Origin of the sequence: Hymenobacter defluvii (genome assembly GCF_017589435.1) — a bacterium.
Lineage (GTDB): Bacteria > Bacteroidota > Bacteroidia > Cytophagales > Hymenobacteraceae > Hymenobacter > Hymenobacter profundi.
The window spans coordinates 790,967-815,696 of sequence record NZ_JAGETX010000001.1 but is presented as its reverse complement, the minus strand read 5'-3'; the positions used below and the strand labels follow the sequence as shown (position 1 = coordinate 815,696).

At 55.6% G+C, this 24,730-nt stretch carries 17 protein-coding genes, 1 tRNA gene and 1 pseudogene; 5 read left to right on the top strand and 14 right to left on the bottom strand.

Going from position 1 to position 24,730, the window contains the following annotated elements:
• Nucleotides 1–126: 126 nt before the first annotated feature.
• The 3 genes from rpsO to J4D97_RS03280 form a co-directional block, all read right to left on the bottom strand.
• Complete coding sequence (rpsO, locus tag J4D97_RS03290; RefSeq protein ID WP_185283620.1) at nucleotides 127–402, bottom strand: 30S ribosomal protein S15; 276 nt, start codon at nucleotides 400–402, stop codon at nucleotides 127–129.
• A gap of 153 nt (nucleotides 403–555) precedes the next feature.
• Nucleotides 556–2,019, bottom strand: a complete 1,464-nt coding sequence (locus tag J4D97_RS03285; RefSeq protein ID WP_208306333.1) for an LptF/LptG family permease — start codon at nucleotides 2,017–2,019, stop codon at nucleotides 556–558.
• Nucleotides 2,020–2,110: 91 nt separating this feature from the next.
• Nucleotides 2,111–2,524, bottom strand: coding sequence for an START-like domain-containing protein (locus J4D97_RS03280; RefSeq protein ID WP_185283618.1), 414 nt, complete (start codon nucleotides 2,522–2,524; stop codon nucleotides 2,111–2,113).
• Between the two features lie 130 nt (nucleotides 2,525–2,654).
• Here J4D97_RS03280 and J4D97_RS03275 point away from each other — a divergent pair.
• A tRNA-Met gene (locus tag J4D97_RS03275) sits at nucleotides 2,655–2,728 on the top strand.
• Between the two features lie 161 nt (nucleotides 2,729–2,889).
• On the opposite strand, the gene rplT is transcribed toward J4D97_RS03275, so the two are convergent.
• The 8 genes and pseudogenes from rplT to J4D97_RS03235 all read right to left on the bottom strand — a co-directional run bounded on the left by rplT (nucleotide 2,890) and on the right by J4D97_RS03235 (nucleotide 13,681).
• A complete protein-coding gene (gene rplT, locus J4D97_RS03270) occupies nucleotides 2,890–3,234 on the bottom strand; it encodes a 50S ribosomal protein L20 (protein ID WP_185283617.1) in 345 nt (114 codons plus the stop codon).
• Between the two features lie 163 nt (nucleotides 3,235–3,397).
• Nucleotides 3,398–3,592 (bottom strand): 50S ribosomal protein L35, encoded by a 195-nt coding sequence (gene rpmI / locus J4D97_RS03265; protein ID WP_208306332.1) that lies wholly within the window; start codon nucleotides 3,590–3,592, stop codon nucleotides 3,398–3,400.
• A gap of 153 nt (nucleotides 3,593–3,745) precedes the next feature.
• Nucleotides 3,746–4,303, bottom strand: a pseudogene (gene infC / locus J4D97_RS03260) (translation initiation factor IF-3); the annotation flags it as partial.
• 159 nt (nucleotides 4,304–4,462) lie between these two features.
• On the bottom strand, nucleotides 4,463–6,400 hold the full coding sequence (gene thrS / locus J4D97_RS03255) for a threonine--tRNA ligase (protein ID WP_208306331.1): 1,938 nt from the start codon (nucleotides 6,398–6,400) through the stop codon (nucleotides 4,463–4,465).
• Nucleotides 6,401–6,530: 130 nt separating this feature from the next.
• A complete protein-coding gene (locus tag J4D97_RS03250) occupies nucleotides 6,531–7,679 on the bottom strand; it encodes a tetratricopeptide repeat protein (protein WP_208306330.1) in 1,149 nt (382 codons plus the stop codon).
• A gap of 43 nt (nucleotides 7,680–7,722) precedes the next feature.
• Nucleotides 7,723–8,544 carry a hypothetical protein gene (locus J4D97_RS03245; protein WP_208306329.1) on the bottom strand — a complete coding sequence of 274 codons (822 nt, stop codon included), beginning with the start codon at nucleotides 8,542–8,544 and terminating at the stop codon, nucleotides 7,723–7,725.
• A gap of 99 nt (nucleotides 8,545–8,643) precedes the next feature.
• On the bottom strand, nucleotides 8,644–11,391 hold the full coding sequence (locus J4D97_RS03240; protein ID WP_243900144.1) for a DNA gyrase/topoisomerase IV subunit A: 2,748 nt from the start codon (nucleotides 11,389–11,391) through the stop codon (nucleotides 8,644–8,646).
• Between the two features lie 352 nt (nucleotides 11,392–11,743).
• A complete protein-coding gene (locus J4D97_RS03235) occupies nucleotides 11,744–13,681 on the bottom strand; it encodes a DNA topoisomerase IV subunit B (protein ID WP_208306328.1) in 1,938 nt (645 codons plus the stop codon).
• Between the two features lie 225 nt (nucleotides 13,682–13,906).
• On the opposite strand from J4D97_RS03235, the gene J4D97_RS03230 reads away from it, so the two are divergent.
• From J4D97_RS03230 to J4D97_RS03220, 3 genes are all read left to right on the top strand, one after another.
• On the top strand, nucleotides 13,907–15,085 hold the full coding sequence (locus J4D97_RS03230; protein WP_243900100.1) for an AI-2E family transporter: 1,179 nt from the start codon (nucleotides 13,907–13,909) through the stop codon (nucleotides 15,083–15,085).
• Nucleotides 15,086–15,166: 81 nt separating this feature from the next.
• Nucleotides 15,167–15,631: a PA2169 family four-helix-bundle protein gene (locus tag J4D97_RS03225; RefSeq protein ID WP_208306327.1), complete on the top strand. Its 465-nt coding sequence runs from the start codon at nucleotides 15,167–15,169 to the stop codon at nucleotides 15,629–15,631.
• Between the two features lie 165 nt (nucleotides 15,632–15,796).
• Nucleotides 15,797–17,266, top strand: a complete 1,470-nt coding sequence (locus tag J4D97_RS03220) for an exonuclease domain-containing protein (RefSeq protein ID WP_185283610.1) — start codon at nucleotides 15,797–15,799, stop codon at nucleotides 17,264–17,266.
• A 38-nt stretch (nucleotides 17,267–17,304) separates the two neighbouring features.
• On the opposite strand, the gene J4D97_RS03215 is transcribed toward J4D97_RS03220, so the two are convergent.
• Nucleotides 17,305–18,915, bottom strand: a complete 1,611-nt coding sequence (locus tag J4D97_RS03215; RefSeq protein ID WP_208306326.1) for a hypothetical protein — start codon at nucleotides 18,913–18,915, stop codon at nucleotides 17,305–17,307.
• Between the two features lie 153 nt (nucleotides 18,916–19,068).
• Between J4D97_RS03215 and J4D97_RS03210 the strand changes: the two genes are divergently transcribed.
• Entirely contained in the window at nucleotides 19,069–20,670 is a 1,602-nt protein-coding gene (locus tag J4D97_RS03210) for a hypothetical protein (RefSeq protein ID WP_208306325.1), read from the top strand.
• 185 nt (nucleotides 20,671–20,855) lie between these two features.
• Here J4D97_RS03210 and J4D97_RS03205 read toward each other — a convergent pair whose 3' ends face one another.
• Both J4D97_RS03205 and J4D97_RS03200 read right to left on the bottom strand, forming a co-directional pair.
• Nucleotides 20,856–21,968 carry a DNA topoisomerase IB gene (locus tag J4D97_RS03205; protein WP_185283607.1) on the bottom strand — a complete coding sequence of 371 codons (1,113 nt, stop codon included), beginning with the start codon at nucleotides 21,966–21,968 and terminating at the stop codon, nucleotides 20,856–20,858.
• A gap of 99 nt (nucleotides 21,969–22,067) precedes the next feature.
• A complete protein-coding gene (locus J4D97_RS03200; protein ID WP_243900099.1) occupies nucleotides 22,068–24,728 on the bottom strand; it encodes a TonB-dependent receptor domain-containing protein in 2,661 nt (886 codons plus the stop codon).
• Between the last annotated feature and the right edge of the window lie 2 nt (nucleotides 24,729–24,730).

Below are 24,730 nucleotides of genomic sequence, written 5' to 3'. Positions count from 1 at the left end.
TGGAGCATAACACCAAACAGCAAGGTTTTGTCCCGCCTTCTGGTGTGCCCGGCTACTATCTCCCGCCAGGCAAAAAAAAGAGTAGGGAACCCTTGTAACAGGGCTCCCTACTCTCGGCAGCGGGGCTTACTTACGGATACCCAGCTCCTTGATGATAGCGCGGTAGCGGTTGATTTCGCGGTGCTGCAGGTAGTCCAACAGGCGGCGACGCTTACCTACCAGCTTCAGCAGACCCAAGCGAGTCGAGTAGTCCTTCTTGTTCACCTTCAGGTGCTCAGTCAGATGCGTGATGCGGTGGGTGAAGAGTGCAATTTGCGATTCAGCCGAACCGGTATCGGTGGCAGTTTTCTGCAGGCTATTTTTCTCAAAAATGGCCTGTTTAGTTTCGGTGGTAAGTTTCATCGGCAGATAGGTTTCCCCGTCTTTGATTTAAAGGGTAAAAAAGAATTTTCAGTCACTCCGCATTCCGGAGTGGCCGCAAAGGTACGGCTTTATTCCGGATGCTGAAAATATAAATTACCGAAATAGGGCAAAACATAGGCTGTTCTGCGTTTGCTAAGCTTGTGCGCGGCGGGCCAAAAAGGCCCGGTTGCGCACCAAGTTGCGAAACTGCTCGGTAGGTACCCAGCGTACAATACGCCGCCAGAAATCACCTTCCAGCAGTCCAGAATCGTTACGAGCCTGATAAAGGAAAAACAGGCCTACTGGCAGAAGCGTCAAGTCGGCCAGCCACATACCCAGCGGTACCGTCAGAATCATTTCACGGGCATATTTCTCGCCCATAATGGATACAACGTAGTAGATGATAAAGAACAGAATGGCAATGAGCAGCGGAACACCCAAACCACCTTTTTTAATAATAGCACCTAGCGGCGCACCAATCAGGAACATTAGCAGTATAGCCGCCGACTGCGTGTATTTACGGTAAATCTCGATCCGAAACATGCTGGTGTCGCGGGCTAGAGTATTCAAACGCTCGGCGTTGCTGCCTATAAAGGCGCGCACATTACGCGCCCGGTTACTAGCCTGCTGCATCATGCCCACGCTCAAAGCAGGAAGGCGCTCATCGGACACCTGCCAGTCCGCTAAACGCCGGTTGGCAGCTTGGCCTGTAGTATCAAAGCGGGCATAAGAGTAATAAGGATTCAGCTGCGTGACCATCAGGCGCCGTTCTACGTTCAGGCGCTGGTGGAGGGAATCGCTATGGGCAATTAGCTGCGGGATGTTCTTCATCATCTTATTCTCCGCAAAGTACTCCTCATTGGTGCGGTCTAAGCCGAAAGAGGCCAGAGAGAACAGCAGTTGATTGCGGTCAAAACTCTGCCGGGTGAAGCTGGCGCCAGCGCGGTTGTGCTGGTCAGGCTTCTCTATGTACGAAGTACCCCGAAATAGCTCCAGACTTAGGTATTGCCCATCAAAGCGCGTCGTCATGCGTCCCGAATCAGCCAGAATCATGGCAGAACTGCCCGCGCGGCCGCTGTGGTCGTAAATCATTACGCCCTTCAAAATATCTCCGTTCTCGCCCTGCTTTTCGTTTACTTTAATGGTGTAGCCCGGAATGCCAGTGTAAAAGATATTTTCCCGAATATCCAGCGCCAGCTTCTGCTGACGCACATCCCACAGCAGGCTGTACGCTTTGAGGTTGGCTTTTGGAATGATAGTCTCATTGTACCAAAAAGCTCCAACGCTCAATAACAAGCTTAAGATGAAGATGGGCCGCAGAATGCGCGTGAGGGAAATTCCCGATGTCTTAATAGCCGTCAACTCATGGTGCTCCCCTAGAGTACCAAACGTCATCAACGAGGAAAGCAACACAGCCAGTGGTAGCGAAATCGGCACCATCAGCACGCTGAAGAAGAATAAGAGTTGGGCAATAACACCCGCACCTAAGTCTTTCCCGATGATATCATCGAGATACTTCAGCATGTATTGCGTCAGAAAAATAAACTCGACTACCGCAAAGGTGAGAAAGAATGGCCCGGCAAAGGCTTTCAGAATGAGCTTATCTAGTTTTTTCATACGCAACTGGTGCCGCCACCGTGAGGCAGCACCACAGTAAAGGAGGCAAAAAAGAACGCGAAGATACAGCGCGCTATTGTGGCAACGGTGCCTACCCCCCTACTTGTTCCCGCAGCGTCAGGATGAGATTATCCCACATTTCCTGCAATTCTATTTCATCCGTCTCTTCGGAGTAATCTACCACCCGCAGAAAAACTTCTTGCGTAAGCTCCGACGATTCAATAGAGAAATCTAGGTAGCTGGCATCTGGCACAGAACGCTTCTGATCGTTCAGAAATACAAAGCGCACCGACTTATTGGTGCGGTGCGAGCTGATTTCGGCATAATGACTCTGGTTGTCCCAGATGAAGTTGAGCCGGTGGTCGGGGTCGATTTTCACATCCTGGCAGAACCAGCGGGCCAGGCCAGAAGCAGAAGCCAGATAAGGGTATAAAATCTTTGGCGACGCGTTGATAGGGTACTCCACCGTGAACCGGTGTTTGGAACGGGTAGCGGAAAGCGGCATAAACGTAATGGAAACAAATAAGCCCCTGCTAACTACAATTGTCAGCAGAAACAGCCAATATACACATAATTTTTTACCCTAGATGTTGTGCTAATTCAAATTTCATTTCTACATTTGCACCACCAAACAGGGCGGGGTAGCTCAGTTGGTTAGAGCACAGGATTCATAACCCTGAGGTCACGAGTTCAACTCTCGTCCCCGCTACAGAAAAAAGGCCTTCCTATTGCAGGAAGGCCTTTTTCGTTGTATTCTACACTTCCCTGATTTCTACCAATTTATCGTTAGCAGATAGGTAGGTTATAAATGCAAAGAGCGCCTGACCACTAATGATCAGGCGCTCTTTATGTTGTAATGCCAGTAGACGATTACTTTACTTTGTCCACAATGCCTTTGAAGGCAGCGGGGTGGTTCAGGGCCAAATCAGCCAGCACCTTACGGTTCAGCTCGATACCAGCTTTCTTCAAGCCACCCATCAGCTGCGAGTAGGACAAGCCGTGCTCACGGGCACCCGCGTTGATACGCTGAATCCAGAGGGCGCGGAACTCACGTTTCTTGGTTTTCCGGTCGCGGTACGCGTAGAGAAGGCCTTTCTCAACGGCGTTTTTCGCAACGGTCCATACATTTTTACGACGGCCATAATAACCTTTGGCCAAACGCATTACTTTTTTCCGACGAAGGCGCGAGGCCACGTGGTTGACACTTCTGGGCATAACCTGCTCTGTTTTTGGCGGCCGGCGGCGGACAATTTACCGCGGCTTGCGTTTCTACCGGACGCCTGGTTTGAATTAATTAACAATTAATAAGTAGGAAGTAGGAATTGGATGTAGACTATGTATTAGTACTAACGCTCAATTCTTACTCATTCATTATTAATTAGATATTCAGCATATCCTTCACGCGCGGCATGTCGGCCGAACTAACCAGCGTTACGTGGGTAAGAGCACGTTTCTGCTTGGTGTTTTTTTTGGTGAGGATGTGCGATTTGAAGGCGTGCTTCCGCTTCACCTTGCCCGTTCCGGTGAGCGTAAAACGCTTCTTAGCACCGGATTTCGTCTTTACTTTCGGCATTGTGTATGTATTGAAAAAAGGGAAATGCAGAGTTGCGTGTGCCCCTATCCTACCTAGAATCTACTCCTGATCGGGAGCAACTTCTTTAGTAAGTTTCGGTGCGCCTTCCTTAGCAGGTTTAGCTGCTGCGGGAGCGGCTTCTTTCACGGCAGGCTTCGGCTTGGGTGCTACTTTGGGTGCCAAGTACAGGAACATGCGCTTGCCTTCTAGCTTAGGTAGTTGCTCGACCTTAGCAAGTTCTTCGAGCGCCTGCGCAAACTTGAGTAGCAGAATTTCGCCACGCTCTTTGAATACAATCGAGCGGCCTACGAAGTGTACGTAGGCTTTGATTTTGGCGCCTTCCTTCAGGAATTCCTGTGCGTGCTTTAGCTTGAAAGCGAAGTCGTGATCATCCGTATTGGGTCCGAAACGAATTTCCTTTTGCACGACTTTCGTCTGCTTGGCTTTCATTTCGCGGGTGCGCTTCTTCTGCTCGTACTTAAATTTCGAGTAGTCGATAACGCGACAAACGGGCGGTACAGCAGTAGGCGAAATCTCAACTAGGTCAAGGTTTTGCTCCTGCGCCATACGGCGGGCTTGCTCAACAGGATAAATGCCCTGCTCGACGTTGTCGCCGACCAGACGCACCTCACGGGCCGTGATTTTATTGTTAATCTTGAACGGCTCCTCCACTTGAGCGCGGGGGATGTAACGGCGATTTGGGGTAGCTATGGGTAGGTCCTCCTTCTAAAAGTGGTGGTCTAATCGGATAGTGAAAGGCCCCGGCGAAAAGTCGCTAGGGCCTATTCAGGGGGCAAATATCCGCTTTTTTTTTGAAATCTGAAAGTTTTGCTATATAAAATTGCGGGATTGGGGCTGCTTTCCCTGCTCTTATTTCATAAGAGCGGCTACTTCAGATTGAAACTTCGCAATGAATTCATCGATAGGTAAAGAGCCCAAGTCTCCCTCGCCGTGGCGGCGCACCGAAACCTGACCGTTTTCCTGTTCTTTTTCACCCACAATTAGCATGTAGGGTACTTTAGAAATCTCCGCATCGCGGATTTTACGGCCGATTTTTTCGTCCCGGTTATCAATAGAGCCTCGCAGTTCTTCTCCCTGAAGTCGGTCGTACACCTGCTGGGCATACTCCTGATACTTCTCCGAAATGGGTAAGATGGCGAACTGCTCGGGAGCCAGCCACAGCGGGAAATTGCCGGCGCAATGCTCAATCAGTACAGCTACAAAGCGCTCTAACGAGCCAAACGGCGCCCGGTGCAGCATCACAGGACGCTGGCGGGAGTTATCGGGAGCTACGTACTCCAGGTCGAAGCGCTCGGGCAGGTTGTAGTCAACCTGAATGGTTCCTAACTGCCACTTGCGGCCCAACGCGTCACGTACCATAAAGTCGAGCTTGGGGCCATAGAAGGCTGCCTCGCCGTACTCGGTTATTGTGGGTAGGCCTTTTTCAGCAGCTGCTTCCTGAATAGCACTTTCAGCCAGTGCCCAGTTCTCGTCGGAGCCAATATACTTAGTCTTGTTCTCAGGGTCGCGCAGGGAAATTTGCGCGGTATAATCCTCAAAACCCAAGGCACGGAACACGTAGAGTACAAGGTCGATAACCTTCTTGAACTCGTCCTTTACTTGATCGGGGCGGCAAAAGATGTGCGCGTCGTCTTGCGTGAAGCCGCGTACGCGCGTGAGGCCATGCAACTCGCCCGACTGCTCGTAGCGATATACCGTACCAAACTCGGCCAGACGTAAGGGCAAGTCGCGGTAAGAACGCGGCTTGGTTTTGTAAATCTCGCAGTGGTGCGGGCAGTTCATGGGCTTGAGGAAAAACTCCTCACCCGGGTTAGGCGTTTTGATCGGCTGAAAGGAGTCGGCCCCGTATTTTTCGTAGTGACCCGACGTGACATATAGTTCCTTGGAGCCAATGTGCGGCGTCACCACGGGCAGGTAGCCCGACTTGATTTGGGCCTTGCGCATAAACTGCTCTAGCCGTTCGCGCAGGGCCGTACCCTTGGGCAACCATAGGGGTAAGCCGGCGCCCACCTTCTCCGAAAAAGCAAATAGCTCCAACTCTTTTCCCAACTTGCGGTGGTCGCGGCGCTTGGCCTCTTCCAGCCTTTCCAAGTATTCGGTTAGTTCTTTAGCCTTGGGGAAGGTGATGCCGTAGATGCGCGTGAGCTGCTTGTTTTTCTCATCGCCGCGCCAGTAAGCACCGGCTACGTTTAGCAGCTTTACCGCTTTTATAGGCGAAGTATCAGGCAAGTGGGGGCCGCGGCAGAGGTCCACGAAATTACCTTGCTGGTAGAACGTAATGCTACCGTCTTCCAGGTGGTCAATTAGGTCCAGCTTGTACGGATCGTCTTTCTCAGTGAAATACGCTACTGCCTCGGCCTTACGAACGGGACGGCACTCGAAGCGGCTTTTCTGTTTGGCCAGCTCCAACATCTTCTTCTCGATAACTGGAAAGTCATCGGTTGAAATCGTCCGGCCTTCGCCTAGGTCAATATCGTAGTAGAAGCCATTTTCGATGGCGGGCCCAATGCCCAGCTTCACGCCGGGGTATAGGTCTTCCAGCGCTTCGGCCAGCAAGTGAGCCGAAGAGTGCCAGAAGGCCATTTTGCCACCGGCGTCATTCCAGGTCAGGATTTCCAGGTTGCTGCTCTGGTCGATTGGGCGGTGCAGGTCGCGCACTTCGCCATCAACGCGCACGGCCAATGCATTGCGGGCCAGCCCTTCGCTGATGCTGGCGGCTACATCGTAGCCCGTGGCGCCGGCCTCAAACTGGCGGACGGAACCATCGGGGAGCGTGATGTCAATCATCGGTAATTCGTTGTCAGGGTTAGTTGTTGGGTAGCTGAGACAGGATTGCGTGCCATTACCCACTGTGTAGAAAGCGCAAGTTAGCAGCTTGAGGTGGATTTAAACCGGTATTTCATTTCGGCCCCTACCCCTAATCCTCTTCATGATTTGCTGTAGCCGGACGTGGGGCGAGTGGCGCCACTGCCGATACGCGGCTGCGGGTGGTATCTCCCGAAAACCCGCGGGCCCGCTCCCCGGTCTTCCAGACTTTATAGGTCCAATGGCGGTTGCCGGGGTTTTCGGCCACCAATTGCCGGTATTGGACCTGCGCCTCGGTATAGCGGCCCATGTTTTCCAGACTTTCGGCTAGCTGTTGCCGGGCTTCCGGCAAGCGGGATGCTCGGCGCAGTGCCCGTTGTAGCGCCGGAATAGCCACGGCGTATCGCCGCTGCTCGTAGGCCAGTTGCCCCAGGTGATAATCGGCGCGGTAGAGGGTAGAGTCTTGCTGCAACGCCTGGGTGTAATAGCGCAATGCGCTATCGGGTGCGGCCTGCAATTCAAACTGCCGAGCATAGTCGTACAGCAACGGAGCATAGTTGGGGTCTAGCCCGAGCCCACGGGCAGCGTACCGCCCCCCCTGCTCTGGCTGATGGTAGGCGTTGAGCAGAAAGGCCAATTGATGCAGGGTTTCGGCCTGGCGCGGGTCGCGAACTAGGCTGGCCCGCAGATAATCAATGGCTTGTGTCGTATCGCCGGTGGCAGCAAATGCTAAGCCTTTGTAAAACAAAGCTGCCACGTGGTCGGGCTCCTGCTGCAATACGCGGTCGAGTTGGTCGAGGGCGGCCTGGTAGTGGCGCGTAGCCAGGTTGGCCTCGCCTACCAGCAAGTTTAGCTCGGGTGAGGCAAACCCGTGGCGGGCGGCTTCGTCGGCAGCAGCCAGGGCAGCCGTCAGATGATATTGGGCACGCAAGGCGCGCGCTTTGGTGAAGTAGAATTCACCGGGGCCATCGTCCAGGTCCAGTGCTTGGTTGATATCCTGCAACGCCGGCTCCACCTGACCCGCATCAAGCCGGAAGGCGGCACGCCGGGCGTAGAGCGAGGCATTGCCGGGCTGGCGGGCAATAGCGCCATCTAACTCCTGAGCCTGAATATGAGGACCACTTTGCACGGTAGCCAACGGCACCATCCGGTCGGGCCGCTCGGCGGGGCCGCTGCAACCTGTGGTCAGCAGCGCGGCCGCTACCCAGATTAACCAGTGGCGTTGTTTGCTTTTGTCCCACAGCCTATCACGTGCTATCACTCTTCTTGCTTGTTTTGACAAAGATACAATCCTAGCATCACGGTTAGTGCTGGAAGCTAGCCGGACGGCGCTGCTGCCGACGACGAGCCTGCAACAGCATTGCCCGACAGCGCCGACTTACTTCCAGCTCGTCGCTGGTAGAAGGGCTAAGTTGCACGGCTTCTTCCAGTATCAGGCGGGCATTGCGGCGCTGGCCTTGATTGCGGTACACCCGCGCCAGGTCGTAGCAGAACTGAATGCGGGTAGAATCTAGTTCATGCGCGCGCCGTAGCGCATCAATGGCTTTGCGTGAGCCGGCACCACCGGGCATTCCACCCAAAAAGAGCTTCGTAAAAATGCGCTCCAGAATATTATAATGGTCTACGCGGTAGTGCCAGCGCCCTAGCAGCTGCCAGGCATCGGCCCACCCGGGGCATCGGGCCACGGCCATAAAAACGTACGGCTTCATCGTTTTATAGGCGTGCAGACGGCTGCGGGCCGTAAGCAGCGTAGCCCGGTTCACTAAAGACAAGGCTACCACATAGTTGGCCTCTCCCCCTGTTGGCTGCACCACTAGTGCTCGGTCGGCAAACTGCCGGGCCGATATAAAGTAGGCCCCCCGGCGGGTTTCGTCGGTGTAGCGGGCGCCGATACGGACACTAAGCAAAGCAGCCTGCCACAACGCTTCGTAACAGCGTGGTTCTTGGCGCAGTGCCTGCTCGTATTTGCCCAACGCCTCCGATTCTTGGTAGGCAGCCTGTAGCGTATGCGCTTGCTTCAACAATTTCTGCACCGTCACGGAATCGTTGGTGACAGTTGTCGATGCCGTAGCGCTACGCCCCGAAAGGCACCCCAGCAGCCATAACACCAGAATATACCGTTTCATACGCACGCGCTTTTAACGGCTATAGAAGCATTTTGGTACCTAACAGGGCTAAATGTGTAAAGTAAGGCCAACACTTGCTAGCCCTACCCTATAATTCATTTAAAAAAGCTTTAACTGTGACTTGGGCCGACGCAACAGCGCCTGCGCGCGCTCCACCTCTTCAGCCGTTACATCCACCGGCTCCTGCAATTCGGGCAGATCGTCGGGGGCTGGTGCGGCCGTTGAGCGCGGGATGGTGGCCGGGCCGCGCTTTTTGCGGGCTTCGCGGCGTTCCGGCTCAGGGCCTTCATCGGTAAGTAACGCCAAAGCGTGGATTTTGTAGTACGCCAGTTTGTTGCCCTGAGCTTTCCAGCCTTTCACGTCGATGAACTCGTGCAGTAGGAACTGCTCGGTTTCGCGGTCAGCTTTCTTTTCTCGCTGCATTTTCACCTCTACTGCTGGCTCGGGGTTGGCGGTGGCCGCTAGAAGTTTAGAGCCTTTGCTTTCCGAGATGAAAATAAAGCGCTTATCCAAGGTACTGGTTTCGATGCGGAAGCGCTTGACGTAGTGGGTTTTCGTTTCGCCTTCCATATACACGGCGCTGAGCACCGTTTCGGGTTCCAGCTTGCGCAGCAATACTATGTTGGGCACGTCGAAGTGGTGGCCCGGGTCGGGGGATTTCAGCTCGTAGCTACCGTCTTTGTAAAGCACCAGAATGGTGTTGTCGGTGTCGAACGTGCCTAGGTAGCGGCCGTGGCCAGCGGTGTTCAGGCGGCCTACCACCGCATCGAAGAACATTTCGCGCCCGCCCAGAGTGGAGTCGCCCAGGCTTTTCTGGGTGATTTTCTTAATAGGCTGCTTGGTCACGATGTTGCCCATGGAGCCCTTGCCCTTGATGGCTAGCTCAGCAAAATCAAAGTCAAACTGCTTCACGCGGGCTGGGGCCTTATCAGATAGCTGCACGCCCACTACCTCCGACTCAGAGTTAGGATTGGCCGTGAGGTAGAGCACTTTTGAGCCCTTCGAGCCTTTGGTAAGGTCGTAGGTTTTGTCGCGGGTGATGCCCGTTACCAGGAAACGCTTGGCGTAGGTGATGCCCGAGGCGCCGTCGAGGTACATCATGTTGTACACCAGCCGGTCGTCGTTCTTATTATAAATACCCACGTGCAGAATATCCTTCCCCACAAAGGTCTTCTCGGCCACTTTGGTCACCACGAATGAGCCGTCGCGGCGGATGGCGATGATGTCGTCGAGGTCGGAGCAGTCTACTACGAACTCGGCTTTGTCGTCTTTTTTCAGACCATAGCCCACAAAACCGTCCTGGCGGTTCACATAGAGCTTTTGGTTGGCAATGGCTACCTTCTGCGCCGTCACCACGTCGAAGGTGCGCAACTGGGTTTTCCGCTCCCTACCCGCGCCGTACTTCTTCAGTAAATTCTCGAAATAGTTGATAGCGTAGCGCGTGAGGTGCACCAGGTGGTCGGCCACTTCGGCCATTTCCACCTCCAGGCGCTGGATGTACTCGTCGGCCTTGAACCCGTCGAATTTAGAAATGCGCTTGATGCGGATTTCGGTCAGGCGCGTGAGGTCGTCTTCGGTGATGGCGCGGCGCAGCACAATGCGCGTGTCGTTGGCGCGGGCTTTCTCGCCGTCCACGCGCACAAACTTTTTCAGGCCCGCGTCCATGATTTCCAGGATTTGCTCCCAGGTTTCGGCTTCTTCTATCTTGCGGTAGATGCGGTTTTCAATGAAGATCTTCTCCAACGACGCCGAGTGCCACTTTTCTCGCAGCTCATCCTGGCGGATTTCCAGTTCCCGCTCCAGCAGCCGCAGGGTTTTGGCGGTGCTCATGTGCAGCACGTCCTCCACCGCCATAAAGCGCGGCTTCTCGTCGATGATGACGCAGGTATTGGGCGAGATGCTGATTTCGCAATCCGTGAAAGCGTAGAGCGCATCAATGGTGAGGTCGGGCGACACGCCGGGGGGCAGCTGCACCTGAATCTCAACCTCCGCCGTGGTGCTATCCACGATTTTCTTGATCTTGATTTTGTTGGCTTCCGTGGCTTTCACGATACTCTCCATCAGCGCCGTGGTGGTGGTGCCGTAGGGAATATCGCGAATCACGAGCGTGGTTTTGTCTACCTTTTCGATGGTAGCGCGCAGGCGAATTTTGCCGCCGCGCTGCCCGTTCTGGTAGTTGCTCACGTCGCAGAGGCCACCCGTCGGGAAGTCGGGGTACAGCTCCACCGCCTTGCCCCGCAGCACGTCGATGCTGGCCTTGCACAACTCGCGGAAGTTGTGGGGCATAATCTTCGTGCTCAGACCCACGGCAATGCCCTCTACCCCCTGTGCCAGCAGCAACGGAAACTTCACGGGTAGGGTCACGGGCTCGCGCTTGCGGCCGTCGTAGCTGAGCTGCCACTCGGTGGTATCGGGGTTGAAAACCACATCAAGCGCAAACTTGCTCAGGCGGGCTTCAATATAACGAGGCGCAGCAGCCGAGTCGCCGGTGCGAATGTTACCCCAGTTGCCTTGGTGGTCGATCAGCAGGTCCTTCTGCCCCAAGTTCACAATGGCGTCGCCAATGCTGGCGTCGCCGTGGGGGTGGTACTGCATGGTCTGGCCGATGATGTTGGCTACCTTGTTCAGGCGGCCATCATCCATCTCCTTCATCGCGTGCAGGATACGGCGCTGCACAGGTTTCAAGCCATCTTCGAGGGCTGGTACGGCGCGCTCCAGAATTACGTAGCTGGCATAGTCCAGAAACCAGTTCTGGTACATGCCGCGCACGGATGAGATGTCGTGGATGGTTTCGCCGGGGGCAAACTTCGCTTCCACTTCCTCCTCTTGCTCTGCTGGTTCGCTCAGCTCCTCGCTTTCCTCCGCGTCGATAGCGGCTTCCGGGTCAGCGGCGGTAGGCGCTTCCTCATGGGTAGCAGCCAGGTCTTCGGCTTCGCCCGTAGCAAACAAATGGGCCGCTGGAGTAGCGGCGCCAAAGTCGAGCGTATCGCCCGCACCGAACGATTCGGGCTGCGGGTCGGTCGGATTCAGGTCGTGGGGGTTGTTTTCTTCTGACACAGTTACGTGTGGCCGGAGCCACGTTTTTTGTTCTTGTACCTCTCTCCTACCCTGCTTCTCGCCGGCTTACCTAGCCTGTTACTTGTACAAAGTAAGGTAGGTCGGCGAGAAGCTTCCTACTAGGAGGCTATCTATATACTTGTTATGCTACCTCAATCTCGGCTGCTTCCAGCTGCTCGGCCGGCGCTTCTTCTACAGGCAGTACATCACTGGTAATCAAATCTTTTTCCAAACGCAGGTTATCGATGATGAACTCCTGACGGGCAGGCGTATTCTTGCCCATGTAGTACGTCAGGATTTGCTGCACCGAGCGCTCGGCCTGCAAGATGACGGGTTCCAAGCGAATATTGTCGCCGATAAACTTACCGAACTCGTCGGGCGAAATTTCGCCCAGGCCTTTGAAGCGGGTAATTTCGGGGTTGCGGCCTAATTGCCGAATGGCCTGCTGCTTTTCCCCCTCGTTGTAGCAGTAAATCGTCTGCTTTTTGTTGCGGACGCGGAATAGTGGCGTTTCCAGGATGTACACGTGGCCGTTGCGCACCAAATCGGGGAAAAATTGCAGGAAGAAGGTCAGCAGCAACAGTCGGATGTGCATACCATCCACGTCGGCATCAGTAGCAATTACCACCCGGTTATAGCGCAGGTTTTCGATGCCTTCCTCAATGTTGAGGGCGTGCTGCAAGAGGTTGAACTCCTCGTTTTCGTACACCACTTTTTTCTTCAACCCGAAGCAGTTCAACGGCTTACCGCGCAGGCTAAATACAGCCTCGGTTTCCACGTTGCGGCTCATAGTGATGGAGCCCGAGGCCGAGTCGCCCTCCGTGATGAACAGGGTAGTCAGCTGCTCGTTGTCGTGCTTGTTGTCGCCAAGGTGCAGGCGGCAGTCGCGGAGCTTGCGGTTGTGCAGGTTGGCTTTTTTGGCGCGCTGGTTGGCCAGCTTTTTCACGCCGGCCATGTCTTTGCGCTCCCGCTCGCTCTGCTCGATGCGTTTTTTGAGGGCTTCCTTGGTGTCGGGGTTCTTGTGGAGGTAGTTATCGAGGTGCTCCTTCACAAAGTCCAGAATGAACCCACGCACCGTGGGGCCATCGGGGCCCATGTTGAGGCTACCTAGCTTGGTCTTGGTCTGGCTCTCGAACACCGGCTCTTGCACCCGCACCGAAATGGCCCCAATCACAGACGCCCGAATGTCGGCCGCGTCGTAGTCTTTGCCGTAGTGCTCGCGCACGGTTTTCACTAAGGCTTCGCGGAAAGCGGCCAAGTGCGTGCCACCCTGGGTGGTGTACTGCCCGTTCACGAAGGCATAATGTTCCTCTCCGTAGTCGTTGCCGTGAGTGAGGGCAAGCTCAATATCTTCGCCTTTCAGGTGAATGATGGGGTACCGCAGGCTTTCCTCATCGGTTTTGTGGCGCAGCAGGTCCAGCAAGCCATTCTCGGACACGTATTTCTGCCCGTTGAAGTGGATAGCTAAGCCAGCGTTCAGGTAGCAATAATTCCGGATCTGGCTTTCTAGGTACTCCGGAATAAAGCGGTAGTTCTTAAAAATGGTATCGTCGGGCTCGAAGACCATCAGCGTGCCATTGCGCTGGCTGGTCTTCACCGGTTTGGGGTTTTTCTGCAATTCGCCGCGGGCAAACTCGGCGCTTTTCTGCTCGCCGTCGCGGGTGCTTTGCACCAGGAAATAGTTACTGAGCGCGTTCACCGCTTTGGTGCCTACCCCATTCAACCCTACCGATTTTTGGAACACCTTGCTGTCATACTTACCGCCAGTGTTGATCTTGCTGACCACATCCACCACCTTGCCTAGCGGAATACCGCGGCCGTAGTCGCGCACTTGCACGCGGGTGTCGGTAATCTTCACTTCAATGGTGCGGCCGTAGCCCATCACGTGCTCATCGATACAGTTGTCGATGACTTCCTTCACCAGCACGTAAATGCCGTCGTCGGCGGCCGAGCCATCGCCAAGTTTGCCAATGTACATACCCGGCCGCAGGCGGATGTGCTCACGCCAGTCGAGGGAGCGGATGCTATCCTCGTTATAGGCGTGGGCGGGCGGTGCGAGGGGGAGTTGTTCGTCGGCCATAGAAACAGGTAAAAAGCAAATTTGAGGTAAAATAACACAGAAAATCGGCCTTTTTTCGCAAGGGTGCGTAAAGGCCGGCACGGGTAGATAACGTCGTGTTTATTTCGCAAAAAGCGAATGACGTTAGCAAAACCTCATTCATCCAGTCATAGTTCACACTGAACTCCCAAATGTAGCCATTTTAGGCCTCTTTTCCCACTCCAACCCTCCCAATTTTATTAGCTAATGCTACCCCATCCCAATAATTTTAATGCGCCACGCCACGCGGCACCAGCAGCTGAGGTTAAGCAGTCAGCGGTGGTGCACTACACGTTTGTGCTCATCGGTATGTCGCTGCTGGTGTACGTGCTGCACAAGCTAGATGGCATTATTCTGCCTCTTGCTTTTTCTGCCTTGCTGGCGGTCCTGTTGTTGCCTGTTTGCCGTCGGCTGGAGGTCTGGGGACTTTCGCGCATACTCGCTATCGTTGTATGTCTGCTGTTGGTAGTAGCCCTGCTTATTGGGCTATTCTATGTGTTTGGAACGCAACTCATGCAGTTTCGCAATGAGATACCGCTATTTCAGCAGAAGCTAGCGCTGTATTTCGATCAGATTCAGCAGATGCTCAGCTCACGCTTTGGTTTTCAACCGATTAGCAAAGACCAAGTAATTGATCAATCGTTGGAAACGCTGAAAAACCGTGCGGGCGGCTGGCTGGGTACTACCCTAGACACGACTACCAGCGTGCTGAGCGTGGTCACGCTGATTCCTATTTATATCTTCTGCTTGCTGTACTACCGCGACCACATGCGGCAGTTTCTGTTCCGCTTCGTGACGCCGGACAAGCGTACTTCGGTGCTCAATACGATGGATAACATCCAGACGGTGGTGCAGGCCTATATTTCTGGTCTGCTCACGGTTATCGTCATTGTAGCTATCCTGAACGCTATTGGCCTGCTAATTCTGGGAGTGAAGTTTGCCATCTTCTTCGCCATTTTCGCTTCGGTACTGGCCGTTATTCCTTTCATCGGCATCTTCATCGGCGCGGCGCTGCCTACCCTGATCACGCTGGTAGAAACCGGCTCGCCGCTGAAAGCCCTGGGCGTTATTGGCGTTTTTACCATTGTGCAGTTCCTAGAAGGCAACTTCATTACGCCTACCATTACGGGCTCTAAGGTAAGCATCAACCCCATGGCAGCCATTATTGCGCTGATACTGGGCGGCGAATTGTGGGGCACACCCGGTATGATTCTGAGCATTCCGCTGACGGCCGTGCTGAAGGTGATTTTCGATGCGTCGAAGTCGACGGAACCATGGGGCTTTTTGCTGGGCGACGTGGCGGACGGGGAGGACGACCCTGATAAGCCGAAGAATCAACCTGGTTTCTTTGGTCGCATGTGGCAACAACTTTCGGGCAAATCGTAACCCGGCCGAAACTGGTTTAGTATAAAGAACACAACTGCATTAGCAGAACCCTAAACTCTTCCACTATAAACACCTACAGCCATGGCTGCTATTACCGAAAAAACCGCTCGCGCCTACAGTGACCTCGTAGAAATCAACGAAACTGGTGCTAAAGGCTACCAAGAAGCCGCTGAAGGCGTATCGAACCCACAACTAAAATCAGAATTCAGCCAGTTGAGCCAGCAGCGCGCTCAGTTCGCCAGCGAGTTGAAACAGCACGCTAGCCAATATGGCATCCAGACGGATCAGGAAGGTACCATTGAAGGTGCAGTAGCTGACGCTGCCGCTGCCGTACACCGCGGCTGGATCAACTTGAAATCGGCTATTACCGGCCAAGACGACAACGCCATTCTAGGCGAAGCCGAAACCGGCGATGCTACGGCCCTGAAAGCCTACGAAACTGCTCTGAGCGCCGAAGGCCTGCCCCAAGAAGCAAAAAGCCTGATTCAACAGCAGCACAGCCAGATTCTGGCCGCCAAAAACAAAATTACGGCGATGAAAAAATAAGTATTGCCCCAACAGCAATGCCTATAGTGAAAGCGACCCGCATCATGCGGGTCGCTTTTTTTTGTGCGCCTATCCATCAAGGTGAATAGTGTGTGTGCAACCTTACGGAGTAGTATCTTTGTTACCAATCTGGTTAGCATTGTACCGACTTTATCAGTAGCGCTTTTGTACGCCATCATCGACCTTGAAACTACCGGCGGGCAGCCCACCCAGGACCGCATCACGGAAATAGCCATCTTCATCCACGACGGCGAAAAAATCGTGGACCAATACAGCACGTTGCTGAATCCGGGCCGGCAGATTCCGTTTTTTATCACACAGCTCACCGGCATCAACGACGAGATGGTGAGGGATGCGCCGCCCTTTCATGAGGTGGCTCGCAAAGTGGTGGAAATGACCGAGGGCTGCGTGTTTGTGGCACATAACGTGCGCTTTGACTACTCGTTTCTGAAAAAGGAATTTGCCGACCTAGGCTACAACTACTCGCGCAAAACGCTGTGCACGGTGCGCCTGAGCCGCTCCCTGATTCCGGGGCAACCCAGCTACAGTTTGGGCAAGCTCTGCCAGAACATTGGGATACCGTTGGAGGGTAGGCACCGCGCCGCCGGCGACGCCCACGCCACGGCTATTTTGTTCGACAGGCTCCTGAAAATTAGCCAGCAGGATGAGGCACTGCAAACGCCCGGCACGTCGGCGGCCGATACGCTGGCCGCTGTGGATGCCGTGGCGCCCGCCGGCAAGAAACCCAGCGCCCGCAAGGTGAAGGCCGTGCAGGAGGCCATCAAAACGGCCCTGCTGCCGCCGCTTATCACGCCCCAGCAAGTAGCAGCCCTACCCCAGGAGGCGGGCGTATATTACTTCCACAACGAGGCGGGCGAGGTGATTTATGTGGGCAAGAGCATCAACATCTACAAGCGCATTCAGCAGCACTTCGCGGTGGATTATAAATCGCGCAAAAGCCTGGAATTCAAAAACTCTATTGCTGATATCACCTGGGAGCTGACGGGCTCGGAACTGGTGGCGCTGCTCTACGAGTCGCACGAGATTAAGCGCCTGAAGCCGCTGTATAACCGCGCCCAGCGACGCTCGGTATTTCCGGCGGGTATCTTCCTGCGGACCGATGAAAACGGCTACAAGCACCTCTACTACGGCCGCGCCGACGACCACAGCGAGTCGCACCCGCTCATTGCGCTAGGTAATCAGTTCAAAGCCAAAGGATTTCTGTTTCACAAGGTTTCCAAGTTCAACCTCTGCCAGAAGCTGTGCGACTTGTACAAGACCACGGGCTCGTGCTTCGACTACCAGGTGCACCGCTGCAAGGGTGCTTGTGTAGGTTTGGAGCCACCCGAGGAGTACAACCTGCGGGTAGAACAGGCCATTGAGTCCTTTACCTACGAGCACGGCTCTTTCGTGGTGATTGGGCCGGGCCGCACGCCCTTTGAGCAGACGATTGTGGTAGTAGAAAATGGCCGCTACCTGGGCTTCGGCTATGTCGACGACACTTTTTCGGCGCGGCGGCTGGACGATTTCAAGGAGGTTATCACCCGCTACAACGACAACAAGGATGTGCAGCAGATCATCCGCCAATATGTCCGCACCAAGCGGCGTGGCGAGAAAGTCAAGGTGTTTAAGTAGTGTAGTGGCAAGATTGTGACTACACTACTTCACCATTTCTAATACAACCGATGGCGGAGGAGCCAGCCGGTGCCGTCGAACTCGTTGGCGGCGGGTTGGTAGTCTTTCACTTTGATGGCTTTTCCTACCTTCACGATATTGCCATCGTTGCTGTTGTAGAGGGTAATGCGGTTAGAGGTAGTGCTTTGGGGAAGCTGTTGGCGGATAGTATCCTGCCCAGCACCATCGTAGAGGTGAATGGCGATGCGGGCGTCGGGTAGACCGTTGATTTCGAACACGTCGTTGCCGCCCAGCCCGAACAGCTTGATGGAGCGCGTATCGCGGGCGCTGAATACCCGCTGGTCAATTAGGGTAGGCGCTTGTTTTTGGATTAGCCGGTAGACGCTGACGCGTACCTGCCCTACCCCGGCTGGCTCCACCACAAACCGCTCCGGCTCGTCGGTGCCGGGAATTTCTATGTCGCGGGCGAGCAGGCTGTAAAACTTGGCCGCTACAGCCGGTAGCTGGTCGCGGCGGCTGCGTAGCTTCTCGGTGAATTCTTCACCCGACAGCGCATAGATTTCCGGCGTCCACACTTGCAGCGAGCGACGAATGACGTCGTCGGTGAGGCGCTGACGCAGAGAATCTGCTACTTCCTGAAAATCCTTTTCCGATAGGTATACCAGCAGCGACTTGTCCATGGGGCGCGCGGCGCGGTTGAGGCCTTCCACATCGGCGAGTCGGATGTTTTTGTGGAAGCTCTGGTAGTTGGTTTTCACCCAGCCGATGAGGTGTGTTAGTAGCCCGTCATCGAACTTGAAAAAGGCGTGGTCCCGGTCGCGTGGAATGGCTTGGTAGCGCGTGCTGCTGTCGGCAGATGGAAAGCTGGCCCAGCGCCACTGGTCTTCCCGACGGCTCCAATCGCCCAGCCACATGTCAAACAAGCGCGAGCGAAGGTATTGCCGCGCATCGACGCGGTAGCGCGCACTGGCTATCAAGTTGGTGAACACCTTGCGCGAGCTTTCTACCCTGGCCGACTGCCCAAAGCTGCGTACGGTGCTCTGGTCGCCATCGGGACGCTCCTCCAGTAGGTAAAGCGCGTTGGCGTAGTCTTTCCGAAACTTCCCCAGGGCCGGATCATCGCTCAAATACCCCAGAATGGGGTTGGTGTGGTATACGCCCGCTGCCTCGGCCAGCACCGGCACAATGAACGCGCCGTAGGGATGAATTACGCTGGTTTGATCTTTCATCAGCCGCCCAATGGGACCCTTTTGCAGCCGGGCGGGTAGGGCCTTGGTGGCATCCTTGTCCACGGAGCGCAGCACGTACTCCACACCGTTGCGGTCTTTGAGGCGCAGGTTTTTGGTCTGAAAACTCCCGCCGGCCTGCACGGGCGTAAGGCCGCCGGGCACTACGGTACTTAGGTTGAAGACGCGCACTTGCACGGGTGTAGCCCACTCTTTGCGGTAATGGCGCCCCCAAAAAAACTTATACACGCGGCCACGCGCGTACTGTGGCCCCGCTGCTACCTCTACTACGGAATCGGGGCCAATACCAGGCAGCACAAAAGCAGCCTCAGGCGCGGGCGAGGCACACGAAGTATTTAAAAGAGCACACAGCACACCCGTTATCAGAACCTGAAGACGGTGCGAGGAGAAAAAAACGGACACAAATCAGAAGGAAATAGTCAAACGAAAAGCAGCCTGCATCGTTCTGCTCGTCCGTATACCCCAACCAGGCAGCAGCGGTTGTACAATTAGGGTTGACTTTTCTGTTCTGGTTGCGTTTAAGGGGCTACCTCTCTCTTCTTCCTGCTCTTTTATATGCTCTACCGCTACTTGTTGGGCGGCGCGTTGCTGACTGGTATGGCAGGCTGCGCCCACCATAACACCTTTTTTCAGCGTGATGCCCGCGTACTGCCTCCTCCCACTGCCGCCCTACCCCCCGGTACCGACTCGGTGCTGGCTACTGCCGGACGCCACTACCAACGTAGTGGCTTCTACATGCTTTTCTTTGGGAAGCACTACCGGGAAGTGTGGGCCACACCCGTGCAAGTGCCCGTGCTGAACCCAACCACCGAAATGGGCGGACTGAAATTTGAAAAGCGCGGCGGCGGCTTTCAAACCACCAGTGCCACCGTGGAAAGCCAGGAAGGACGCGAATATGCCCTGCGCACGCTCGATAAAGACCCGTACCGAACCCTACCCAAAGTATTGCGCCATACGTTTGTGCTAACGTTGGTACGCGATGCCACCTCGGCTGCCAATCCCTACGCTGCTCTCACGGTGCCACCGCTGGCGCAGGCCGCCGGCGTGCCGCACACTCACCCGCGAATTTTCTACGTACGTCCCGGCGAAACTGGCTTGGGTGCTGTGTCGGAAGATATGCAGGGCAAGCTGGTGATGCTAGAAGAAAAGTTTGATGGCGCCGAAAACCTCACACCTGCCTTCGGCAATGCCGTGGATCTGGCTGATACCGACGACGTACTGGCCGAGCGCTACGCTTCCCCTACCCACCAGATCGACCAGTTGGCTTTTGCCCGGGCCCGCCTGCTAGACATCCTGATCGGCGACTGGGACCGGCACGAGGGCCAGTGGCAGTGGGCCGTGTATGCGCAAAACGGCCGCACGCTCTACCGTCCTGTGCCCAAAGACCGTGACCAAGTGTATTTTCGGTTTGATGATGGCTTGATTCCCTGGCTGATGTCGCGGAAGTGGGCCGTGCGCAAATTTCGCACGTTCCGGCCGCGTTACGAAGATATTCCCGGTACCGTGCGCAACGCGCACTTTCTGGATACCCGCGCCCTACCCGAAGTCACAGCCGCGCAATTTCAACAGCTAGCCACTGACTTGCAGCGTCGCCTCACCGACTCGGTAATTGCCGTGGCCGTGCGCCAATTGCCCCCTCCCATCTATAAGTTGGAAGGCGAGTACATTGCCAAGTCGTTGCGGGCGCGCCGGGATGCGCTGCCGAAAGCTGCGCAAGAGTTCTATCAGCTGCTGGCCGAGCACGTGGAAGTAGCCGGCACTGATGAGAACGAACGGTTCGTGACCGAACGCCTTTCCGACTCTACTACCCGCGTGAGCGTGTATCGCCTACCCGAAAAGAAGGGGCAGACAGTGGACCCACGTCCCTTTTACCAGCGCACGTTTCGCACGCAGGATACCAAGACCATCACGTTCTATGGTCTGCGCGGCGAGGACGAGTTTGTGGTGCGGGGAAACGTCAATAAAGGAATTCGCCTCAACATCCACGGCGGCCCCAACGAGGACATGGTAGTGGACTCGTCGCAGGTAGCGGGTGGCAAAAGAAGAACGTTCTACTACGACACCAAAACCGGAAACGAACTCACGGAAGGCCCCAGCACCGTCGACCGTCGCCGCCGCGGCGTTGCGGCTCATGCCTACGACCGAGAGGGGTACTAGGGAGCGACTGAGTGAGAGAGTGACTGGGTGCATGCAAAAGCGGCTGTCATCCTGAGCAGCGCGAAGGACCTTATCCCAGTTGAACGAGTCGTTAACACGATTATCGTTCTTGTGTGAGAAGGTCCTTCGTGCTGCTCAGAATGACAGCCGCTTTTGCATGCACCACTTCACAAATTCACCACTCACTATTTCACCTCCGCTAGCATATCCAGCACCATGTGCTCGGTGGGGGAAAGCAGGTCATTTTCGGTGGGGTCTACGTCGTGGCGGCGGAGGTAGTCGATGAGCTTATCGGACTTGAATAAGTCGACTACTTGGGGGTGAATGTAGTATTTGGAGCACACTGTGGGCGTGTTACCCAGGCCGGCGGCTACGTCCTTCACGGCACGCTTCAGTACTTTGTCTTTCGGCAGGTCGGGCTCTTCTTCCAGAATGGCTTCCAGACACGTCACCATTTTTACGGTGCCGCCCCAGGTGCGGAAGTCTTTGGCCGATAGGGCCATGCCCGTTACCTCGTGCAGGTAGTCGTTCACGTCGCCCGATTCCAACTCGGCGCGGTGGCCGGTGGCATCATAATACTGAAACAAGTGCTGGCCGGGTATATCCTTGCACTTGCGCACCAGGCGGGCCAGCTTCCGGTCGTGTAAGGTCACGTCGTGGGGTACGCCTTTTTTGCCCACAAAGCTGAAGCGTACGTCGTCGCCTTCAATTTTCACGTGCTTGTCGCGCAGGGTAGTCAGGCCGTAGCTCTTGTTTTTCTTGGCATACTCCCGGTTCCCTACCCGAATAAAGGACTGATCCATCAGCAGCAACACCAGCGCAATCACCTTCTGCTTGTCCAGCTTGGGGCGGCCTAGGTCTTTGCGCAAGCGCTGGCGCAGGGCGGGCAGTTGCTCGCCAAAAGCACGTAACCGGCTGAATTTGGTAAGGCTGCGGGCCTGGTCCCAGGCCGGGTGGTAGCGGTACTGCTTGCGGCCCTTGGCATCGCGTCCAGTTACCTGCAAGTGGGCATTCGCCGAAGGCGAAATCCAGACGTCCGTCCAGGCCGGCGGTATCACATAGCCGTGGATGCGGTCCAGCACCTTCTGATCGGTTATTTTCTCGCCTTTGGCGGAGGTATAGGTGAAGTTTCCGGCGCGAGTGGCCTTACGCGTAATGCCCGGTTTGTCGTCGGTGGCGTAGCGCAGGCCGGCCAGCTCGGCTTGGCGAGCGGGGTCTTTGTAGAGCAAGTGCGCTTCTTCCAATGGGTCGAGGCGCTTCTTCTTGGTTTTGGGGCGGGGGGTGGTAGTAGTCGACATAAACAAAAGCTCCGCTCACCGAAGCTGGTGAGCGGAGCTTTCTTACGCAGAAAAGGGAGAGTAGGTACGCCAGATCTGCTGCTTTTCGTGTGCTGGCTATTAGCGCTGGCCGCGGCCACCACCGCCCGCTGGCTGCGGAGCTGGCGTGGTGCTTGGGTCGGCACCTTCGCCACCCTCTTTCAGGTCGTCGTTGTTGACGGAGCGACGACGGCGGCGAGGCTGCGCATCGGCCACGCTCAGCTTGCCAATCCGGTAGCTGAAGTTTACCTTGAAATTCAAGCGGTTCGGGATGTTTTCGCTGTTTTGTACCAGCAGCGGCGAAGTAAATTCGGTACGAATCGGGATTTTGGGCGAGAAGAAGTTTTCGGCGCCCAGGCCAATGCTGCCGCGCTTCTCGGCAAACTCGCGGCGGATGCTGAGGCTATATACCCCAAACCCGCTCTGGTAGCCTTGCAGCTGCACCTGGCGGCCGCGGGCAAAGCCGAAGGCCTGCAAGCTCCAATTGTCGTTGAGATTGTAGGTACCAAATAAGCGGCCGCTAATCACAAAGCCTTCATTACTGGCGTTGTAGATGCGGTCATCCACGTTGTTGCGCAGCACAGCGTAGTAGAAATCGGGGCCGCCGTTCAGCGTGAATTTGTTGCCAATCTTGGCATTCACAAACAGGCTACCGCCGTAAGCGTTTTCCTGCCCGATGTTGTCGTAGGTGGTGAAGATGGCACCCGGCGACAAATTGTACGACTCAATTTCCTGCTGCGTGGCCGGCCGGCGCACTGCCTGAATAGAGCCCGTGGTATTACGCGCAAACACCGACATATTCAGCAGAATATTTTTGATGAAGGTGCTGTAACCCAACTCGTAGTTGTTGGTGTACTCTGGATCCAGTGTTGGATTACCCTGTGAAGGGCTACGCGTGTTGGAAGCCTGCACGTTGGGGTTCAGGTAGCGCAGCGAAGGGCGCTGAATCCGGCGGTTGTAGGCGGCCTTAATCACGTTGCCGTTGGCCAGCTTGCGCGAAAGGTTTACGCTGGGCACCAGCACCCCGTACGACGGAATGTTGGTGGTATCGGTAGCCTCGTTGGCAAACGTGGCATCAATGGTCGTGTACTCGTAGCGGGCACCGGCCTTCAAGGTGTACTGCTTCAGGAAGCTAAGCGTGTAGGCGGCGTAGGCGGCAGCCACGTTCTGCTTGTAGTCGAATACGTTATTAAGGCCCGCGTTTTCCAGCGGCACAAACGCACCTTCCGACAAGCCCTCGGCGCGCAGGTAGGTGTAGTCGCTGTTCACCTTGCGCATAATGTCCTTCACCCCAAACTCTACCAGCTGCTTGTCGCCGATGGGCGTTTGGTAGTCGGCCTGTACGGTCAGCTCCTCGTTGTAGTTCTCGTTCAGGTTTTTGAGGCGATACGGCGTAGTGCTAGCGCCGGAAGTGGTATTGATTATATCGGTAATGGTGTTGGTGAAGTCGTTGTTGCGGTTGTTGCGGCTGTATACGCCCAGGAAGCTAAATTCCTGCTGGGGCTTGTCGGTGGTGTGGGTGTAGCCCAGGCTCAGGTCCACGTTGTTCGACTTGTCGTTGGTGCGTACGTTGCGCGTGTCGCCGGTACGGCGCAGGATGGCACCCGATTCGCCGTAGAACTCGGAGCGGGTGAGCAGGTCGTCCTGGTAGTCGACCCCACTGCGCAGCCCGTAGCGCACAGAGGCTGCCAGGGAGTTGTACTTGTTAATGTCGAAATCCCAACCCAGCGTATAGCGCCCGAAGGTGTTGTTAGAACGCGTATCGGCCTGCTGGCGGGTAGTAGAAGCCAGCGCGCCGGACTCATTAAACGTCTGCTGATCGTTGGAGAACGAGCCGGGCGTGTTGTAGCTGGTGCGGCCCCAGCCACCCAGCGAGAAGCCCATGCGCCCTACCCGGTAGCCCCCGTTCAGGCCCAGGTTGGAGGAGCGGTTGCCCACGCTGGTATCAATGCTCAGGGTTTTGCCTTGCAGGTTATTTTTCTTGGTAACGATGTTGATGATACCGCCCGAGCCTTCGGCGTCGTACTTGGCCGAGGGTGAGGTAATCACTTCCACCGACTTAATCTCGTCGGCCGGAATCTGCTTCAGCGCGTCGGAAATACTGCTGGCCGTGATGGTAGAGGGCTTGTTGTTGATGAGCACGCGCACGTTCTGGTTGCCGCGCAGGCTCACGTTGCCGTCGAGGTCTACCGTGAGCAGGGGCACGCGCTTGAGTACGTCGGTGGCGTCGCCGCCGCGGGTGGTCTGGTCCTGCTCGGCGTTGTATACGGTGCGGTCTACCTTCTCTTCAATCAGAGAGCGTTGGCCCTCCACGCGCACCTCGGCCAGCTGCTGGGTAGCCGAAACCAGCGATACGGTGCCCACGTTCAGGTTGCCGCTACCTACCGTAATGGGTTTCTCTACCGTCTTGTAGCCAATAAAGCTGAACTGAAGCTGGTAGCTGCCAGCGGCCACGCCGCTGATGGTAAACTTACCCGCGTCGTCGCAGGCCGCACCATCAATAGGCTTACCGGTGGAGGTGTCAATAAGAGCAACTGTGGCAAACGGTACCGGCTTTTTGGTACCAGCATCCACGACGGTACCCGTGATGCGGGCATCGGCGGCAGCGGCCTTTGTGGCTCCTGCCGGGGCTGCGCCCATCGGCCGGGAACCGCCCACGAGGGTAAGACCCGCGGGCGTTGTTTGCGCCAGCGCCACGTGGCCGCACAGCAACAAACTCACAAAGGATAAAGGCTTTTTCATGA

Bases quoted from the DNA above. Each gene is read 5' to 3' on its own strand.
- J4D97_RS03280 (WP_185283618.1), bottom strand. From the start codon at position 2,524: ATGCCGCTTTCCGCTACCCGTTCCAAACACCGGTTCACGGTGGAGTAC.
- J4D97_RS03205 (WP_185283607.1), bottom strand. From the start codon at position 21,968: ATGTCGACTACTACCACCCCCCGCCCCAAAACCAAGAAGAAGCGCCTC.
- J4D97_RS03285 (WP_208306333.1), bottom strand. From the start codon at position 2,019: ATGAAAAAACTAGATAAGCTCATTCTGAAAGCCTTTGCCGGGCCATTC.
- rpmI (WP_208306332.1), bottom strand. From the start codon at position 3,592: ATGCCGAAAGTAAAGACGAAATCCGGTGCTAAGAAGCGTTTTACGCTC.
- rplT (WP_185283617.1), bottom strand. From the start codon at position 3,234: ATGCCCAGAAGTGTCAACCACGTGGCCTCGCGCCTTCGTCGGAAAAAA.
- J4D97_RS03245 (WP_208306329.1), bottom strand. From the start codon at position 8,544: ATGAAACGGTATATTCTGGTGTTATGGCTGCTGGGGTGCCTTTCGGGG.
- J4D97_RS03235 (WP_208306328.1), bottom strand. From the start codon at position 13,681: ATGGCCGACGAACAACTCCCCCTCGCACCGCCCGCCCACGCCTATAAC.
- thrS (WP_208306331.1), bottom strand. From the start codon at position 6,400: ATGATTGACATCACGCTCCCCGATGGTTCCGTCCGCCAGTTTGAGGCC.
- J4D97_RS03210 (WP_208306325.1), top strand. From the start codon at position 19,069: ATGCTCTACCGCTACTTGTTGGGCGGCGCGTTGCTGACTGGTATGGCA.
- J4D97_RS03230 (WP_243900100.1), top strand. From the start codon at position 13,907: ATGCTACCCCATCCCAATAATTTTAATGCGCCACGCCACGCGGCACCA.
- J4D97_RS03225 (WP_208306327.1), top strand. From the start codon at position 15,167: ATGGCTGCTATTACCGAAAAAACCGCTCGCGCCTACAGTGACCTCGTA.
- J4D97_RS03200 (WP_243900099.1), bottom strand. From the start codon at position 24,728: ATGAAAAAGCCTTTATCCTTTGTGAGTTTGTTGCTGTGCGGCCACGTG.
- rpsO (WP_185283620.1), bottom strand. From the start codon at position 402: ATGAAACTTACCACCGAAACTAAACAGGCCATTTTTGAGAAAAATAGC.